The sequence below is a fragment of the Pantoea deleyi genome (genome assembly GCF_022647325.1).
Classification (GTDB): domain Bacteria; phylum Pseudomonadota; class Gammaproteobacteria; order Enterobacterales; family Enterobacteriaceae; genus Pantoea; species Pantoea deleyi.
In genome coordinates this window covers 2,183,905-2,199,651 of the sequence record NZ_CP071405.1, presented here as the reverse complement: position 1 = coordinate 2,199,651, position 15,747 = coordinate 2,183,905, and the positions used below count along the sequence as shown (strand labels likewise).

Annotated in this window: 13 protein-coding genes and 3 tRNA genes; 9 read left to right on the top strand and 7 right to left on the bottom strand. The window is 57.2% G+C overall.

Annotation, left to right across the window (positions count from 1 at the left end):
- Positions 1-133 precede the first annotated feature (133 nt).
- Complete coding sequence (gene ydiJ, locus J1C59_RS10335) at positions 134-3,187, top strand: D-2-hydroxyglutarate dehydrogenase YdiJ (RefSeq protein WP_140917059.1); 3,054 nt, start codon at positions 134-136, stop codon at positions 3,185-3,187.
- A gap of 33 nt (positions 3,188-3,220) precedes the next feature.
- Here the strand turns inward: ydiJ and J1C59_RS10330 are convergent, their stop codons facing one another.
- Complete coding sequence (locus J1C59_RS10330) at positions 3,221-3,661, bottom strand: hypothetical protein (protein ID WP_128085801.1); 441 nt, start codon at positions 3,659-3,661, stop codon at positions 3,221-3,223.
- Positions 3,662-4,012: 351 nt separating this feature from the next.
- Between J1C59_RS10330 and sufA the strand changes: the two genes are divergently transcribed.
- The 7 genes from sufA to J1C59_RS10295 are packed head-to-tail and all read left to right on the top strand — an operon-like array spanning position 4,013 to position 10,675.
- The gene (sufA, locus tag J1C59_RS10325) at positions 4,013-4,387 is read left to right on the top strand and encodes a Fe-S cluster assembly scaffold SufA (protein WP_111139079.1); all 375 of its coding nucleotides are present in this window, start codon (positions 4,013-4,015) and stop codon (positions 4,385-4,387) included.
- A 7-nt stretch (positions 4,388-4,394) separates the two neighbouring features.
- Positions 4,395-5,888 carry a Fe-S cluster assembly protein SufB gene (sufB, locus tag J1C59_RS10320; protein WP_111139078.1) on the top strand — a complete coding sequence of 498 codons (1,494 nt, stop codon included), beginning with the start codon at positions 4,395-4,397 and terminating at the stop codon, positions 5,886-5,888.
- 42 nt (positions 5,889-5,930) lie between these two features.
- Positions 5,931-6,677 carry a Fe-S cluster assembly ATPase SufC gene (gene sufC, locus J1C59_RS10315; RefSeq protein WP_111139077.1) on the top strand — a complete coding sequence of 249 codons (747 nt, stop codon included), beginning with the start codon at positions 5,931-5,933 and terminating at the stop codon, positions 6,675-6,677.
- On the top strand, positions 6,652-7,932 hold the full coding sequence (gene sufD / locus J1C59_RS10310) for a Fe-S cluster assembly protein SufD (protein ID WP_128085800.1): 1,281 nt from the start codon (positions 6,652-6,654) through the stop codon (positions 7,930-7,932). Before sufC ends, sufD begins: the two co-directional genes overlap by 26 nt.
- Positions 7,932-9,155 (top strand): cysteine desulfurase SufS, encoded by a 1,224-nt coding sequence (gene sufS / locus J1C59_RS10305; protein WP_128085809.1) that lies wholly within the window; start codon positions 7,932-7,934, stop codon positions 9,153-9,155. Before sufD ends, sufS begins: the two co-directional genes overlap by 1 nt.
- Positions 9,156-9,176: 21 nt before the next feature.
- The gene (gene sufE / locus J1C59_RS10300) at positions 9,177-9,593 is read left to right on the top strand and encodes a cysteine desulfuration protein SufE (RefSeq protein WP_111139075.1); all 417 of its coding nucleotides are present in this window, start codon (positions 9,177-9,179) and stop codon (positions 9,591-9,593) included.
- 56 nt (positions 9,594-9,649) lie between these two features.
- Complete coding sequence (locus tag J1C59_RS10295; protein ID WP_128085799.1) at positions 9,650-10,675, top strand: L,D-transpeptidase family protein; 1,026 nt, start codon at positions 9,650-9,652, stop codon at positions 10,673-10,675.
- Between the two features lie 79 nt (positions 10,676-10,754).
- Here the strand turns inward: J1C59_RS10295 and J1C59_RS10290 are convergent, their stop codons facing one another.
- The 6 genes from J1C59_RS10290 to J1C59_RS10265 form a co-directional block, all read right to left on the bottom strand.
- Complete coding sequence (locus J1C59_RS10290; protein ID WP_003853216.1) at positions 10,755-10,991, bottom strand: major outer membrane lipoprotein; 237 nt, start codon at positions 10,989-10,991, stop codon at positions 10,755-10,757.
- Positions 10,992-11,294: 303 nt separating this feature from the next.
- Entirely contained in the window at positions 11,295-12,707 is a 1,413-nt protein-coding gene (gene pykF, locus J1C59_RS10285) for a pyruvate kinase PykF (protein ID WP_128085798.1), read from the bottom strand.
- Between the two features lie 344 nt (positions 12,708-13,051).
- A tRNA-Val gene (locus J1C59_RS10280) sits at positions 13,052-13,128 on the bottom strand.
- An 11-nt stretch (positions 13,129-13,139) separates the two neighbouring features.
- Positions 13,140-13,216, bottom strand: a tRNA-Val gene (locus J1C59_RS10275).
- Positions 13,217-13,219: 3 nt separating this feature from the next.
- A tRNA-Val gene (locus tag J1C59_RS10270) sits at positions 13,220-13,296 on the bottom strand.
- Between the two features lie 154 nt (positions 13,297-13,450).
- Positions 13,451-14,824 (bottom strand): MATE family efflux transporter, encoded by a 1,374-nt coding sequence (locus J1C59_RS10265; RefSeq protein ID WP_128086205.1) that lies wholly within the window; start codon positions 14,822-14,824, stop codon positions 13,451-13,453.
- A 206-nt stretch (positions 14,825-15,030) separates the two neighbouring features.
- On the opposite strand from J1C59_RS10265, the gene J1C59_RS10260 reads away from it, so the two are divergent.
- Positions 15,031-15,690, top strand: coding sequence for a riboflavin synthase subunit alpha (locus J1C59_RS10260; protein ID WP_128086204.1), 660 nt, complete (start codon positions 15,031-15,033; stop codon positions 15,688-15,690).
- Positions 15,691-15,747: the final 57 nt, after the last annotated feature.

The following is a 15,747-nucleotide window of genomic DNA, read 5'->3' as shown; positions in this document are numbered from 1 at the left end:
CGGGGATTAAACAGCCGCGCGAAAAAGGTTTTTGGCTTTTCTGAAAAAACGGCAGAGGCAGAAAAAATATGATAAAACGGGAAATCGCTAACGCATAAACGCAAACGTTTACAACACCTTCGGTCAGACAATCATGATCCCACAGATTTCGCAGGCGCCGGGCCTCGTTCAACTGGTGCTGACGTTCCTTGAGTCGCTGAAAGAGCAGGGGTTCACCGGCGACATGGCGACCAGCTATGCCGATCGTCTCTCACTCTCCACCGATAACAGTATCTATCAGTTGCTGCCCGATGCGGCCCTGTTTCCGCGCTCAACGGCGGATGTGGCGCTGCTGGCCCGCGTGGCCGGTGAAGCCCGTTTTGCCAGCCTGGTGTTTACCCCGCGCGGCGGCGGCACCGGCACCAACGGCCAGTCGCTGAACCAGGGCATTGTGGTGGACATGTCGCGTTACATGAACCGCATCCTGGAGATCAACACCGATGAGGGCTGGGTGCGGGTCGAGGCGGGGGTGATCAAGGATCAGCTGAATGCCTGGCTGAAGCCTTTCGGCTTCTTCTTCTCGCCGGAGCTGTCCACCAGTAACCGTGCGACGCTGGGTGGCATGATTAACACCGACGCGTCGGGTCAGGGGTCGCTGGTCTACGGCAAAACCTCAGATCATGTGCTGGGCCTGCGCGCCGTGCTGCTGGGGGGCGACATTCTCGATACCCGGCCGATGGCGACCGCGCTGGCCGAAACCCTGGCGCAGACGGGGACGCCCGAAGGACGGATCTATCAGCAGGTTCTGACGCGCTGCCGCGAACAGCGCGCACTGATTCTGGAGAAGTTTCCGAAGCTGAATCGGTTCCTGACCGGCTATGACCTGCGCCACGTCTTCAGCGACGACATGCAGACCTTCGACCTGACCCGCCTGCTGTGCGGGGCAGAGGGCACGCTGGCGTTTGTGACAGAAGCACGTCTCGATATCACTCCACTGCCGAAGGTGCGGCGGCTGGTCAACATCAAATATGACTCCTTTGATTCCGCGCTGCGCAATGCGCCTTTCATGGTGGAGGCGCAGGCGCTGTCGGTTGAGACCGTAGACTCGAAAGTGCTGAACCTGGCGCGTGAAGATATCGTCTGGCACTCGGTCCGTGAACTGATCACGGACGTGCCCGATAAAGCGATGCTGGGGCTGAACATCGTGGAGTTCGCCGGGGATAACGCTGCGCTCATCGAACAGCAGATCGACACGCTGTGTGCCCGTCTGGATTCGCTGATGGCGCAGCAGCAGGGCGGCGTAATTGGCTATCAGCTCTGCAACGACCTGGCGGGCATTGAACGCATCTATAACATGCGGAAAAAGGCGGTGGGCCTGCTGGGGAACGCGAAAGGCCGGGCGAAGCCGATTCCGTTTGTTGAGGATACCGCCGTGCCGCCAGAGAAGCTGGCCGACTATATCGTGGAGTTTCGCGCGCTGCTCGACAGCCACGGCCTGAGCTATGGCATGTTCGGCCATGTCGATGCCGGGGTGCTGCATGTGCGCCCGGCGCTGGATATGTGCGATCCGCAGCAGGAGATGATGATGAAACAGATCTCCGACGAAGTGGTGGCGCTGACTGCCCGCTACGGCGGTCTGCTCTGGGGCGAACACGGCAAAGGGTTCCGCGCCCAGTACAGTCCGGCTTTCTTTGGCGAAACCCTGTTTAACGAACTGCGTCGCATCAAGGCCGCCTTCGATCCGCTCAACCGCCTGAATCCGGGCAAAATCTGCACGCCGATTGAGCGTCACGACGAGATGATGCAGGTTGATGCGGTGAAGCGCGGAACCTATGACCGGCAGATCCCGTTAACGGTGCGGGATGAGTGGCGCGGCGCGATGGAGTGTAACGGTAACGGCTTGTGCTTTAACTTCGATGCCCGCAGTCCGATGTGCCCCTCAATGAAGATCACCCGCAACCGCATTCACTCGCCAAAAGGGCGGGCGACGCTGACGCGCGAGTGGCTGCGGCTGCTGGCCGGGCAGGGCGTCGATCCGCTGCTGCTGGAGAAGCAGTTACCGGAAAGTCGTCTGTCCCTGCGCGCCCTCATCGCCCGGACCCGCAACAGCTGGCACGCCAGCAAAGGGGAGTATGATTTCTCCCACGAGGTGAAAGAGGCGATGTCGGGCTGTCTGGCCTGTAAAGCCTGCTCCACCCAGTGCCCAATTAAGATTGACGTGCCCGCGTTCCGATCGCGCTTCCTGCAGCTCTATCACACCCGCTATCTGCGACCGGCCAGCGATCACCTGGTCGCCGCCGTGGAGGGCTATGCGCCGCTGATGGCGAAGGCACCGAAGGTGTTTAACTTCTTCCTGCGTCAGCCGTGGCTCAGAGAGTTGAGTAAGACGCATATCGGTATGGTCGATCTGCCACTGCTCTCTGCGCCGAACCTGAAGCAGCAGCTGAGCGGTCATCCTGCCATGAACATGACGCTGGAGCAGCTGGAGGCGATGCCAGCCAGTGCGCGTGAGGATTATGTGCTGGTGGTGCAGGACCCGTTCACCAGCTTCTACGAGGCGCAGCTGGTGAACGATTTTGTCCGGCTGATCGAAAAACTCGGCTACCGTCCGGTGCTGCTGCCGTTCTCACCGAACGGCAAGGCGCAGCATGTTAAAGGTTTCCTGCAGCGGTTTGCCCGCACCGCGACCCGCACCGCCGATTTCCTTAACCGGGTGGCTAAACTGGAGCTGCCGATGGTCGGGGTCGATCCGGCCACCGTGCTCTGCTATCGCGACGAATACCGCCAGACCCTGGGCGACGCGCGCGGCGACTTTTCGGTGCTGCTGGTGCATGAGTGGCTGCAGCGGGCGCTGGCCGACCGCGAGGTGCAGGCCACCAGCGGCGAACCCTGGTATCTGTTCGCCCACTGTACCGAGGTCACCGCGCTGCCGTCGACGCCCGATCAGTGGCAGGGGATCTTCGCCCGCTTTGGCGCAAAGCTGGAGAACATCAACGTGGGCTGCTGCGGCATGGCGGGCACCTACGGTCATGAAACGAAGAACCTCGAAAACTCGCTGGGCATCTATGCGCTCTCCTGGCATCCGCAGCTTCAGCGACTGCCCCGCCAGCGCTGTCTGGCCACTGGCTACTCCTGCCGCAGCCAGGTCAGCCGCGTGGAAGGCAACGGTATGCGCCATCCGCTTCAGGCCCTGTTAGCGCTGATGTAAAAAAATTGTGCGCGACGTCACGCAGTGGCTGGATTAGAATATCCCGCCTGCGTGACGGACAAATTCGCTCTGCAGTTCGCTTGCTTTATGCCAGTCGCCGGTGAGCGCCAGCTGGTGGCAGAGGCGGGTCAGCGAGAGCCGCGCCAGTTGCCAGGCCTGAAGGCGAAACAGGCGATCGCGATCCGGGTTTCCTATCTCCTGAACCAGACGATGATGCAGTTTCCCCAGGGTATGCAGGTAGCTCTGATCGTCACCGTTCAACTGGCAGATCTCTGCCATATCCTGACAGGCATCGTTAAACTGACGCAGCTGGTGGATCGTGCAGTCGGCCCGGTCGAGCTTTGCCTGCGCCATATAAAAGTCGACGGAAATATCCCGCAGCGAGAAGTGATATTCATCGATCTGATGTTGCAGCCAGGCAGAGACAGAAAGCATGAGGGTGTCGCCCTGAATGTTAATGATAATAATTATCATATTCATCCGGTGTCAGATTGCAATTGCGGGCAGAAAAATTTATCGATTTATCCTGCCTGTCGGTATAATCGGGAATAACATTCTATTTACATCGCAGAAAGGCGTAACCTATCAATAAGGATTTTTCGCAAAAGTGCTTATTTTGAAAAGAGTGATTTATTAATAGGTTAGCACTGACTTATTGAGGCTGATTCTCCCGCCACGGGGTGGGCTGAAGCAGCTATGCTTAATATTCAGGCGAATAAAACAGCACAAGATGATTATCCCTGCAAAACAAGAGGTTGAAGTGATCGGTCAGATCACTACCATAGGGGGATAGCCTGAAAAGGTCCTGACTCAAGAGGTATCAACATGGCATCCGTTAACACAGACTCTTTCTCACCCGACGATTTTGTCTGGAAAGGGCTGACGCTGACTGAAACCGCAGCGCAACAAATTCTCAATCTGGCGGCTCAGGACCCTGATGTCAAGGGTCTGCGGCTGAGCGTAAAACAATCCGGCTGTGCCGGTTTTGGCTACGTGATGGATTTAGTGAAAGAACCCGTCGAAGACGATCTGCAGTTCTCATTCCACGGCGCAACGCTGTTTGTGCCGCTTCAGGCGATGCCGTTCGTTGATGGCACCGAGCTGGACTACGTTCGCGAAGGCCTGAATCAGATTTTTAAATTCAATAACCCTAAAGCTCAGCACGCCTGCGGGTGCGGTGAAAGCTTTGGCGTCGAGTAAGTGAAATATGTCACGACACAGCGAAGCATCTGACGATGTACAAATCTGGGAAGGCAAGCTCAACTACAAAGAGGGCTTCTTTACCCAACTGCAAACCGAAGAATTTGCCAACGGCATCAATGAAGATGTGGTGCGGGCGATCTCGGCCAAGCGTAACGAGCCAGAGTGGATGCTGGAGTTTCGTCTTAAGGCGTTTCATGCCTGGCTGGAAATGGAAGAGCCACACTGGCTGAAAGCGCACTACGAAAAACTCGACTACCAGGATTACAGTTACTACTCCGCGCCTTCCTGCGGCAACTGTGATGATACCTGCGCCTCTGAGCCGGGTGTCACGCAGGCTTCCGGCAGTGCGCCAGCCAGCGACTACCTGACGCAGGAAGTGGAAAACGCCTTTAACCAGCTGGGGGTCCCGGTGCGTGAAGGGCGTGAAGTGGCGGTTGACGCCATTTTCGACTCCGTTTCGGTCGCTACCACCTATCGCGGCAAGCTGGCGGAGCAGGGGATCATCTTCTGCTCATTCGGCGAAGCGATTCAGGAGCATCCGGAGCTGGTGAAGCAGTATCTCGGTACGGTCGTCCCGGCCAACGATAACTTCTTCGCGGCGCTGAACTCGGCGGTGGCCTCTGATGGCACCTTCGTCTACATCCCGAAAGGGGTGCGTTGCCCGATGGAGCTGTCCACCTATTTCCGCATCAACGCGGCGAAAACCGGTCAGTTCGAGCGCACCATCCTGATCGCCGACGAAGACAGCTACGTCAGCTACATCGAAGGCTGTTCAGCCCCGGTGCGTGACTCCTATCAGCTGCATGCCGCCGTGGTGGAAGTGATCATCCACAAAAATGCGGAAGTAAAATATTCCACCGTTCAGAACTGGTTCCCGGGCGGCGAAGGCGAGGGCGGTATCCTTAACTTCGTGACCAAGCGCGCGCTGTGTGAAGGTGACCACAGCAAGATGTCCTGGACGCAGTCTGAAACAGGCTCCGCCATCACCTGGAAATACCCGAGCTGTATTCTGCGCGGGGACCACTCGGTCGGCGAATTCTACTCCGTGGCGCTGACCAGCGGTCGTCAGCAGGCCGATACCGGCACCAAGATGATCCACATCGGGAAAAACACCCGTTCGACCATCATCTCTAAAGGGATCTCAGCCGGTAAAAGCCAGAACACCTACCGTGGTCTGGTGAAAATCATGCCGAGCGCCACCAACGCCCGTAACTTTACGCAGTGTGACTCGATGCTGATCGGTCCCGATTGCGGCGCGCATACCTTCCCGTATGTGGAGACCCGCAACAATACCGCCCAGCTTGAGCACGAAGCCACGACATCCCGTATCGGCGAAGATCAGATGTTCTACTGTCTGCAACGCGGTATCAGTGAAGAAGATGCGATCTCGATGATCGTGAACGGCTTCTGTAAAGACGTCTTCTCGGAACTGCCACTGGAATTTGCCGTGGAAGCCCAGAAATTGTTAGCTATCAGCCTTGAGCACAGTGTGGGCTGATGCCGTCACACGCCTTGCCGGAAGCAATGTGAAGGAATAAGTATGTTAAGCATTAAAGATTTACAGGTCAGTGTTGAAGATAAAGCCATTCTGCGTGGCCTGAATCTCGAAATTAAACCGGGCGAAGTCCATGCCATCATGGGGCCGAACGGTTCAGGTAAGAGTACGCTGTCCGCGACGCTGGCCGGCCGTGAGGATTATGAAATCACCGGCGGCTCCGTGACGTTCAAGGGCAAGGATCTGCTGGAGCTGGCACCTGAAGAGCGTGCCGGTGAAGGGGTCTTTATGGCCTTCCAGTATCCGGTCGAAATTCCGGGCGTCAGCAATCAGTTCTTCCTGCAGACCTCCGTCAACGCGGTACGTAAATATCGTCAGCAGGATGAGCTGGACCGCTTCGACTTCCAGGACTTCATCGAAGAGAAAATTCAGCTGCTGAAGATGCCGGAAGATCTGCTGACCCGCTCCGTCAACGTCGGCTTCTCCGGCGGTGAGAAGAAGCGTAACGACATCCTGCAGATGGCGGCGCTGGAGCCGGATCTCTGCATCCTGGATGAAACCGACTCCGGTCTGGATATCGATGCGCTGAAAATCGTTGCCAACGGCGTCAACAGCCTGCGTGACGAGAAGCGTGCCTTTATCATCGTGACCCACTACCAGCGTATTCTGGACTACATCAAGCCAGACTTCGTTCATGTTCTGTATCAGGGCAAAATCGTGAAATCTGGCGACTTCTCGCTGGTGAAACAGCTGGAGGAGCAAGGTTATGGCTGGCTTACCGACGAAGAGTGATTCTGCGCTGCAACAGTGGCATCACCTGTTCGAGTCACGCGGCGACAGACGCTCTCTGCAGGCTCAGCAGCACTGGCAGCAACTGATGCGTGTGGGTCTGCCGACCCGCAAGCATGAAAACTGGAAATACACGCCGCTGGACACGCTGCTGGCGCAGCAGTTTGTGCTGCCCGATGCGCCTCAGACTCTGAGCGCAGAGCAGGTTGACGCGCTGGCGCTGCCGCTGGACGCGATCCGTCTGGTGTTTGTGGATGGCCAGTTCCAGCCTGATTTCAGCAGTCGCGACAGCGAACTGTTTGAGATCCAGCACAGTGCGGCAGCGGCGCGTCATCCGCTGCCTGCTGCGGTTCAGCCTGAGGTCTTCCTGCATCTGACCGAAAGCCTGGCGGAAGAGGTTACGACCCTGCGCCTGGCGCGCGGTAAATCCGCCGCGCGTCCGCTCTATCTGCTGCACATCACCAGCGGCAGGCCGGACAGCATGAACACGGTGCACTATCGCCATCATCTGCAGCTCGAAGAGAGTGCGGAAGCGGAAGTGATCGAGCACTATGTGTCGCTGGGTGAGCACGCGCACTTCACCGGCGCTCGCTTCACCTTTGCCGTGGGCGACAATGCGAAGCTGACGCACACCAAACTGGCGTTCGAAGGCAGCGCGAGCTATCACTTCGCGCACAACGATCTGGTGATGGGCAACGACGGCCAGGTCAGCAGCACCAGCTTCCTGCTGGGTGCCGGACTGTCGCGTCACAACAGCAGCACGCAGCTGAACGGCGAAAACAGCACGCTGGCTATCAACAGCCTGGTGCTGCCGGTGAAACAGGAAGTGGCGGATACCCGCACCTACCTGGAGCACAACAAAGGCCACTGTGTCAGCCGTCAGATGCATAAAACCATCGTGCGCGACAAAGGGCGTGCGGTGTTCAACGGCCATATCAAAGTGGCACAGCATGCGCTGAAGACCGACGGACAGATGACCAACAACAACCTGTTGCTGGGCAAGCTCTCTGAAGTGGACACCAAACCGCAGCTGGAAATCTATGCGGATGACGTGAAGTGCAGCCACGGTGCCACCATTGGTCGGATCGACGACGAGCAGATGTTCTACCTGCGTTCACGCGGGATTGAGCAGGATGCGGCGCAGACCATGATTATCCACGCGTTTGCCGCGGAACTGACCGAAACCCTGGAAGATGAGGTGATCCGTCAGGCCGTGCTGCAGCGTATCGCGCAACGTTTTCCCGGAGGCGACGTATGATGAACTTCGATCTCGAACGCATCAGGGCTGATTTTCCTATCCTGAAGCGTGAGGTCAACGGTCATCCGCTGGCCTATCTTGACAGTGCGGCCAGCGCACAGCGTCCCCTCGCCGTGATAAACGCCGAGAGTCATTTCTATCAGCACGGCTACGCGGCCGTGCATCGCGGTATCCACACGCTGAGCCAGCAGGCGACCAGCGACATGGAGAACGTGCGCGATCAGGCTGCCCGTTTCATTAATGCCGCGTCGCAGGAAGAGATCGTTTTCGTCAAGGGAACCACCGAAGGCATCAATCTGGTGGCGAATACCTGGGGCAGCAGCAACCTCCAGGCGGGCGATAACCTGATCATTACTGAGATGGAGCATCACGCCAACATCGTGCCGTGGCAGATGCTGGCGGCGCGCAACGGCGCCGAGGTGCGCGTCCTGCCGCTGAACAACAACGGTGAGCTGGCGCTGGAGCAACTGGCGGGGCTGATCGACAGCCGTACCCGGTTACTGGCGGTGACGCATGTCTCTAACGTGCTCGGCACCGTAAACCCGGTGAAAGCGATCGTCGCGCAGGCAAAAGCCGCTGGCGTGGTCACGCTGGTGGATGGCGCGCAGGCGGTGATGCATGACCGGGTGGATGTGCAGGATATCGGCTGCGACTTCTACGTCTTCTCCAGCCACAAGCTCTATGGCCCGAACGGGGTCGGTATTCTCTACGGCCGCAAAGCGCTGCTGGATGCGATGCCACCGTGGGAAGGGGGCGGCTCGATGATCGATCGCGTCATGCTGCCAACCGGCACCAGCTGGAACAGCGCGCCATGGCGTTTTGAAGCGGGCACGCCCAACACCGGCGGTATTATCGGCTTCGGCGCCGCAATGGCTTATGTGCAGGCGCTGGGACTGGATACGATCCATCAGCGTGAAACTGCGCTGATGAACTACGCGCTGGATAAGCTGGGCACGGTGCCGGATATACAGATCTACGGTCCACAGTCACGTGCTGGCGTGATCGCCTTTAACCTCGGCAAACATCACGCCTATGACGTCGGCAGTTTCCTGGATCAGTACGGCATTGCCATCCGCACCGGACACCACTGCGCCATGCCGCTGATGCAGCATTACAACGTGCCAGCCATGTGCCGTGCCTCCTTCACCTTCTATAACAGTGAAGAAGAAGTGGATCGTCTGGCTGCCGGTCTGACGCGCATTCATCGTCTGCTGGGCGGCTGAACAGTTTTAACGGAGTAACTGATGGCGAATTTGCCTGACAAAGAGAAACTGGTTCGCAACTTCAATCGTTGCGCTAACTGGGAAGAGAAGTATCTCTACATCATTGAGCTGGGCTCTAAACTCCCGGAATCGTCTGAAACCTTACACCAGCCGGAGAACGTGATCTCGGGCTGTCAGAGTCAGGTATGGATCCGCATGACGCCGCAGGCGGATGGCTCTATTGCTTTCGAAGGCGACAGCGATGCCGCTATCGTTAAGGGACTGATTGCTATCGTTTTCAGCCTCTATCAGAACCTGCCGCCCGCCGAGATTCTGGCGCTGGATGTCCGCCACTGGTTTGGCGAACTGGCGCTGATGCAGCACCTGACGCCCACCCGGTCGCAGGGGCTGGAGGCGATGATTCGGTCTATTCGCCATACCGCCCAGAACCTCAGCTAAGTTACACTCCACAGACGCCATCCGGCGTCTGTTTTTTTATCTGACGAGAACATTGCATGAAACCTGCTTTACGTTTAGCCGGTGCATTGCTGCTGACCTGTTTTGGGCTCTCTGCACCCGCCTTTGCCACGGAATATCCGCTGCCGCCACCTGACAGTCGCCTGATTGGCGAAAACGTCCTGACTCAGGTTCCCGATGACAAACAACCCCTGGAAGCGATTGCCGCACGCTATCAGGTCGGCCTGCTGGGGATGCTGGAGGCCAATCCGGGCACCGATCCCTGGCTGCCCAGAGCGGGAACCCAGCTGACGGTCCCGCTCCAGATGATCCTGCCGGATACCCCGCGTGAAGGCATCGTGGTCAACCTGGCCGAGCTGCGCCTCTACTACTATCCCAAAGGCGAAGACAAGGTCATCGTCTATCCTATCGGGATTGGTCAGCTGGGCGCGGCCACGCCCGTGATGGTGACGCAGATCAGCCAGAAAATCCCAAACCCGACCTGGACGCCGACGGCCAATATCCGAAAGCGCTACGCGAAAGAGGGCATTACGCTGCCTGGCGTCGTTCCGGCCGGTCCGGATAACCCGATGGGCCAGTTTGCAATGCGGCTGGCCCGCGGCACCGGGCAGTACCTGATCCACGGCACTAACGCGAAGTTTGGTATCGGGATGCGCGTCAGCTCAGGCTGTATCCGCCTGCGTTCAGAGGATATCGAGGCGCTGTTCAATTCGGTGCCGAAAGGAACGCGGGTGCAGATCATCAATCAGCCGGTGAAGTATGCGGTAGAGCCGGATGGCAAACGCTATGTGGAAGTGCACCAGCCACTCTCACGCAATGACAAAGACGATCCGCAGACCATGCCTCTGGCGCTCAGCGCGGACATGAAGCGGTTTATGAAAAGCGGGAAAAGTGACAGCGCGCTGATTAAAGCCAGTCTCGCACGACGCTCAGGAATGCCGGTGCTGGTCAGCAGCGGTGAGCCGGTAGAGAGTGATACGGTGCCGCCTGCGGGCCTGCAGAAGGCCGCTGACGACGCGGAGAGGCCGGTTGCCGGGGCCGGGGCGAATACGGTTCAGCCGTAAGCGGCGGTGTGCCCGCAAGGGCACAAATTCAGGGCAAAAAAAATGGCGCCATAAAGGCGCCATTTTTAAACCAGAACTCTTACTTACGGTAAGAGTGAGCCTGGTTGTCCAGACGCTGGTTAGCGCGAGCTGCGTCGTCTTTAGCAGCCTGAACGTCTGAACGCACTGCGTTCACGTCGTTGCTCAGCTGGTCAACTTTCGCGTTCAGAGTCTGAACGTCTGAAGACAGCTGATCGATTTTAGCGTTGCTTGAGCAACCAGCCAGCATAGTTGAAGCCAGAACTACCGCGCCCAGTACCAGTTTAGTACGATTCATTATTTATACCCTCTAGATTGAGTTAATCTCCATGTAGCGTTACAAGTATTACACAAAGCTTTTTAAGTTGAGAATAAATTTTTGATGAGAACATGCTTAAATTTGATCGTTCGCTCAAAGAAGCAGCGAATCACAGAACATGATAAAAAAATTTAGCGAAAACAGAGAGATTTAATCGGATTAACCTTAATATTAAGAGTATTTGAATAGTTATTTTCTATTGGAATTTTCTGGCATTTGGTTTAAGCAGAAATAAAAAAAGCGCCCGTTTAAGGCGCTTTAAAATAAACGTTCAGACCGGATTTACAGGACGTGTACGGAAGCGGTGTTGGTAGTTCCGCTTGGTACTAATGCACCTGAAACCAGTACCACGACATCGCCTTTCTGGCCGTAGCCGCTTTCCAGCGCCGCTTCTTTACCCAGACGATAGAAATCGTCGGTAGAGGCGATTTCAGTCACCAGGCGGGTCTCAATCCCTTTGCTCAGGATCAGCTGACGCGCCGTGGTCTGGTTAGTGGTCAGCGCCAGAATAGTGGCGTTCGGGAAATATTTGCGTACGGCCTTCGCAGACTTACCGCCTTCGGTTGCCACCACAATCAGGGGCGCTTCCAGTTTCTCCGCAGTTTCCACGGCGCCACGGCAGACGGCTTCGGTGATACGCAGCTTGCGGGTATCGTTCTCGCTGTCGATGCGGGACTTCATTACGCGGTCGGTACGCTCACAGATGGTCGCCATGATAGTGACCGACTCCAGCGGATAACGGCCTTTGGCGCTCTCACCCGACAGCATAACCGCATCCGTTCCGTCGAGGATGGCGTTGGCCACGTCACCGGCTTCTGCACGGGTAGGGCGCGGGTTTTTGATCATCGAGTCCAGCATCTGGGTCGCGGTGATGACCACTTTGCGGGCTTTATTACATTTTTTAATCATCATCTTCTGCGCGAAGATCACTTCTTCAACCGGGATCTCAACACCCAGGTCGCCACGCGCAACCATGATGCCGTCTGAGGCTTCGAGGATTTCGTCGAAGTTGTTCAGGCCTTCCTGGTTTTCGATTTTCGAGATGATCTGGATGTGCTCGCCACCGTGCTGTTTCAGGTGTTCGCGGATTTCCAGCACGTCTGAACGCTTACGGATAAAGGAGGCGGCGACGAAGTCCACGCCCTGCTCGCAACCAAAAATCAGGTCGCGCTTATCTTTTTCCGCCAGCGCAGGCAGCTGGATAGAGACGCCTGGCAGGTTAACGCCTTTGTTCTCGCCCAGATCGCCATTGTTCAGGACTTTACAGACCACGGTGTTTTCGGTGACTTCGGTCACTTCCATGCCGATCAGGCCATCGTCGACCAGAACGGTGTTACCGATTTTCAGGTCAGCGGTGAAGCCAGGGTAGGTGACGGCCACGCGCTCGCTGTTGCCGATAACGCTCTGGTCGGTGGTAAAGGTAAAGGTCTGACCCGCTTTCAGGGACGCATCGTTGCCGCCTTCCAGTTTCATGGTGCGGATTTCAGGGCCTTTGGTATCCAGCAGGATCGCGGCCTGACGGCCGGTTTTCTGCATCACGGCACGCATGTTGGAAATGCGCTGGCCATGCTCAGCATAGTCACCGTGAGAGAAGTTAAGACGCATAACGTTCATGCCAGCTTCAAGCAGCTGAGTCAGCATCTCTTCGGATTCGGTTTTCGGGCCGATTGTACAAACGATTTTAGTCTTTTTCATGACGGATTATCTGTAAGTTGTGATGGATGAATAAGGGCGGAATCCGATGGCAGCGCATCGAAGTGAAAATTCTGATTGAGACTGAAATGGGCAGTACTGAGTAAGAATAGGTGACGAAGGCCAGGCGTGCAGGGAAGTTGTGCGGTTACGGTTGGTAACCACCACGCTGTTGTTGCGCAAATCATTTGAGTTATCGCAGTAAGCACGTGATCGCTGAAACCTTTCAAGTAAGCAACGCGGGACAGTATAGACGCTAAGTATGCGAAAACCAATCAAAAAGCAGAGGGGGTAAACGATGCAGATCAATAAAAGGGAAGTTGCGCAAGCTGAGGAATTTCTGAAAGTGGTGCGCTCTAATGGACTCGAACCATCGACCCCCACCATGTCAAGGTGGTGCTCTAACCAACTGAGCTAAGAGCGCATTCTGAATATTGGTGCGTCCGAGTGGACTCGAACCACCGACCCCCACCATGTCAAGGTGGTGCTCTAACCAACTGAGCTACGGACGCACTTGGTGCGCTCTAATGGACTCGAACCATCGACCCCCACCATGTCAAGGTGGTGCTCTAACCAACTGAGCTAAGAGCGCAACATGCTGTCAGGGCGACAGCGGGGACGAATATTAACGGCAGCGTGTAAGGCTGGCAAGGGGAAAATCGCATTTTCGCTACGACTGCGCAGCAACTGTGCTAACCGTCGGTTTTTTGGGCATTGCGGGCCAGATATGACCCGCATTTTTCTCATCAGCGCGCGGCGCGCGTCAGGATAACCTCGGCAGGCGACTGCTGTAACCGTCTGATGCGCCAGAGCATCATCACCGCAGCCGAGGTCAGGCCGATAATAAAGCCGCACCAGAAGCCCGCCGGTCCCATGCGCGGCACCACCCAGTCGGTCAGCGCCAGCAGATAGCCCGCGGGCAGCCCCAGCAGCCAGTAGGCGATAAAGGTAATAAAGAAGATCGACCGCGTATCTTTATACCCGCGCAGGATGCCGCTGCCGATCACCTGTATCGAATCAGAGAACTGATAAATGGCCGCCAGCAGCATCAGCTGGGCGGCCAGCGTCACCACTTCCGGATTATCGTTGTAGAGCAGGGCAATCTGATGGCGGAACGTCACGGTAAACAGGGCCGTCAGCGCCGCCATGCTGATCCCCACGCCCTGCGCGGTCCAGGCCGCGACCCGCGCCTGCTCGGTGGAGCCCTGGCCCAGACGGTAGCCGACGCGGATGGTGGTCGCGACACCCAGCGACAGCGGCAGAACGAACATCAGCGAACTGAAGTTCAGCGCGATCTGGTGGCCCGCCACGTTTACGATACCCAGCGGCGAAACCAGCAGGGCGACGACCGCAAACAGCGTCACTTCGAAGAACAGCGCCAGCGCCACCGGCAATCCCAGCGCGATCAGGCGGCTCAGGATCACCCGGGAAGGCGGTGACCAGCGGCTCGCCATGCGGATGTCGCGCATACTGCCCATCCGGCGCATCCAGAAGCGCATACAGATAAACATCACCCAGTAGACCGAGGCGGTCGCGACACCGCAGCCGACGCCGCCCAGCGCGGGCATCCCGAAATGGCCATAGATAAAGATATAGTTCAGCGGGATGTTGAACATCAGCCCCAGGAAACCCAGCACCATGCCGGGCTTGGTCTTCGACAGCCCTTCGCACTGATTACGCAGCACCTGAAAGAAGAGGTAGCCCGGCGCACCGAACAGCAGGGCATGCAGATAGCCTTCGGCCTTCAGCGCCAGCTGCGGATCGATATCATGCATCGCCCGGATCAGATACCCGGCGTGCCACAGCAGCAGCATCGTCAGCAGGGAGACGAAAAAGGCGAGCCAGTAGCCCTGGCGGATCTGTTCAGCGATGCGTTCGCGGCGGCCTGAACCGTTGAGTTGCGCAACGGTGGGCGTCAATGCAAGCAGAAGACCATGGCCAAACAGGATGGCCGGGAGCCAGACAGAGGTGCCGACAGCGACGGCGGCCATATCCGTGGCGCTGACTGCGCCGGCCATAATGGTATCCACAAATCCCATTGCGGTCTGAGCCACCTGAGCCAGGATGACAGGAATCGCAAGGGCCAGCAATTGACGCGCTTCTGTTAAATACTTCTGCACGTTAACACCTGACGAGTTGAATGAATTAAAAAAGGGCAGAGACGCCCGGAGAATTGCGCGAGTAAGTGTAACTGGCGCAACCGCATTCGCCAATCTTTGTCACACGATGCGTTTTCACCCCCGCGAGGGCGGGTGCGCACGGGCTGAAATCTAACAGCGGCGCTGAGCTGTGATAAACTGGCCCAAACTTCGCAGAGGCAAAGACTATGTTTACCGGTATTGTGCAGGGCACGGCTGAGATTGTGTCCATTGAAGAGAAAGAGCTGTTTCGTACCCATACTGTCCGCCTGCCGGAAGAACTCCTGCCGGGGCTGGCGCTGGGCGCATCTGTTGCGCATAACGGCTGTTGCCTGACCGTAACGGCTATCGACGGCGACCTTGTCAGTTTCGATCTGATTAAAGAGACGCTGCGGGTCACTAACCTTGGCGATCTGCGTCAGGGCGACGTGGTTAACATTGAGCGTGCCGCGAAATTCGGCGATGAAATCGGCGGCCACCTGATGTCGGGTCATATCATGACCACGGCGGAGATCTGCAAGATCATCCAGTCAGAACATAATCGCGAAGTCTGGTTCAAAATCCAGGATCCGCTGCAGATGAAATATATCCTGCACAAAGGGTTTGTCGGTATTGATGGCATCAGCCTGACGGTCGGCGACGTTACCCGAACCAAATTCTGTGTTTATCTGATCCCGGAAACGCTGGAACGCACCACGCTGGGCGCGAAAACCTTTGGTCAGCGGGTTAACATTGAGATCGATCCGCACACTCAGGCGATTGTTGAGACCGTCGAGCGCGTCTTAGCCCAGCGCGACGCCGAAGCGGCGATGAAAGTGCTGACCGGCCAGTCTGCCGACGAGAGCTGATCGAGGGCGCGTCAGCGCCTCGATAGCGCGTGAGGCGATCAGGCCCACTGCATCAGA

Coding starts and splice junctions, on each gene's coding strand:
- sufC (WP_111139077.1), top strand. CDS start 5,931: ATGTTAAGCATTAAAGATTTACAGGTCAGTGTTGAAGATAAAGCCATT.
- J1C59_RS10290 (WP_003853216.1), bottom strand. CDS start 10,991: ATGAATCGTACTAAACTGGTACTGGGCGCGGTAGTTCTGGCTTCAACT.
- J1C59_RS10330 (WP_128085801.1), bottom strand. CDS start 3,661: ATGATAATTATTATCATTAACATTCAGGGCGACACCCTCATGCTTTCT.
- J1C59_RS10295 (WP_128085799.1), top strand. CDS start 9,650: ATGAAACCTGCTTTACGTTTAGCCGGTGCATTGCTGCTGACCTGTTTT.
- ydiJ (WP_140917059.1), top strand. CDS start 134: ATGATCCCACAGATTTCGCAGGCGCCGGGCCTCGTTCAACTGGTGCTG.
- pykF (WP_128085798.1), bottom strand. CDS start 12,707: ATGAAAAAGACTAAAATCGTTTGTACAATCGGCCCGAAAACCGAATCC.
- J1C59_RS10260 (WP_128086204.1), top strand. CDS start 15,031: ATGTTTACCGGTATTGTGCAGGGCACGGCTGAGATTGTGTCCATTGAA.
- sufA (WP_111139079.1), top strand. CDS start 4,013: ATGGCATCCGTTAACACAGACTCTTTCTCACCCGACGATTTTGTCTGG.
- sufE (WP_111139075.1), top strand. CDS start 9,177: ATGGCGAATTTGCCTGACAAAGAGAAACTGGTTCGCAACTTCAATCGT.
- sufD (WP_128085800.1), top strand. CDS start 6,652: ATGGCTGGCTTACCGACGAAGAGTGATTCTGCGCTGCAACAGTGGCAT.
- sufS (WP_128085809.1), top strand. CDS start 7,932: ATGAACTTCGATCTCGAACGCATCAGGGCTGATTTTCCTATCCTGAAG.
- sufB (WP_111139078.1), top strand. CDS start 4,395: ATGTCACGACACAGCGAAGCATCTGACGATGTACAAATCTGGGAAGGC.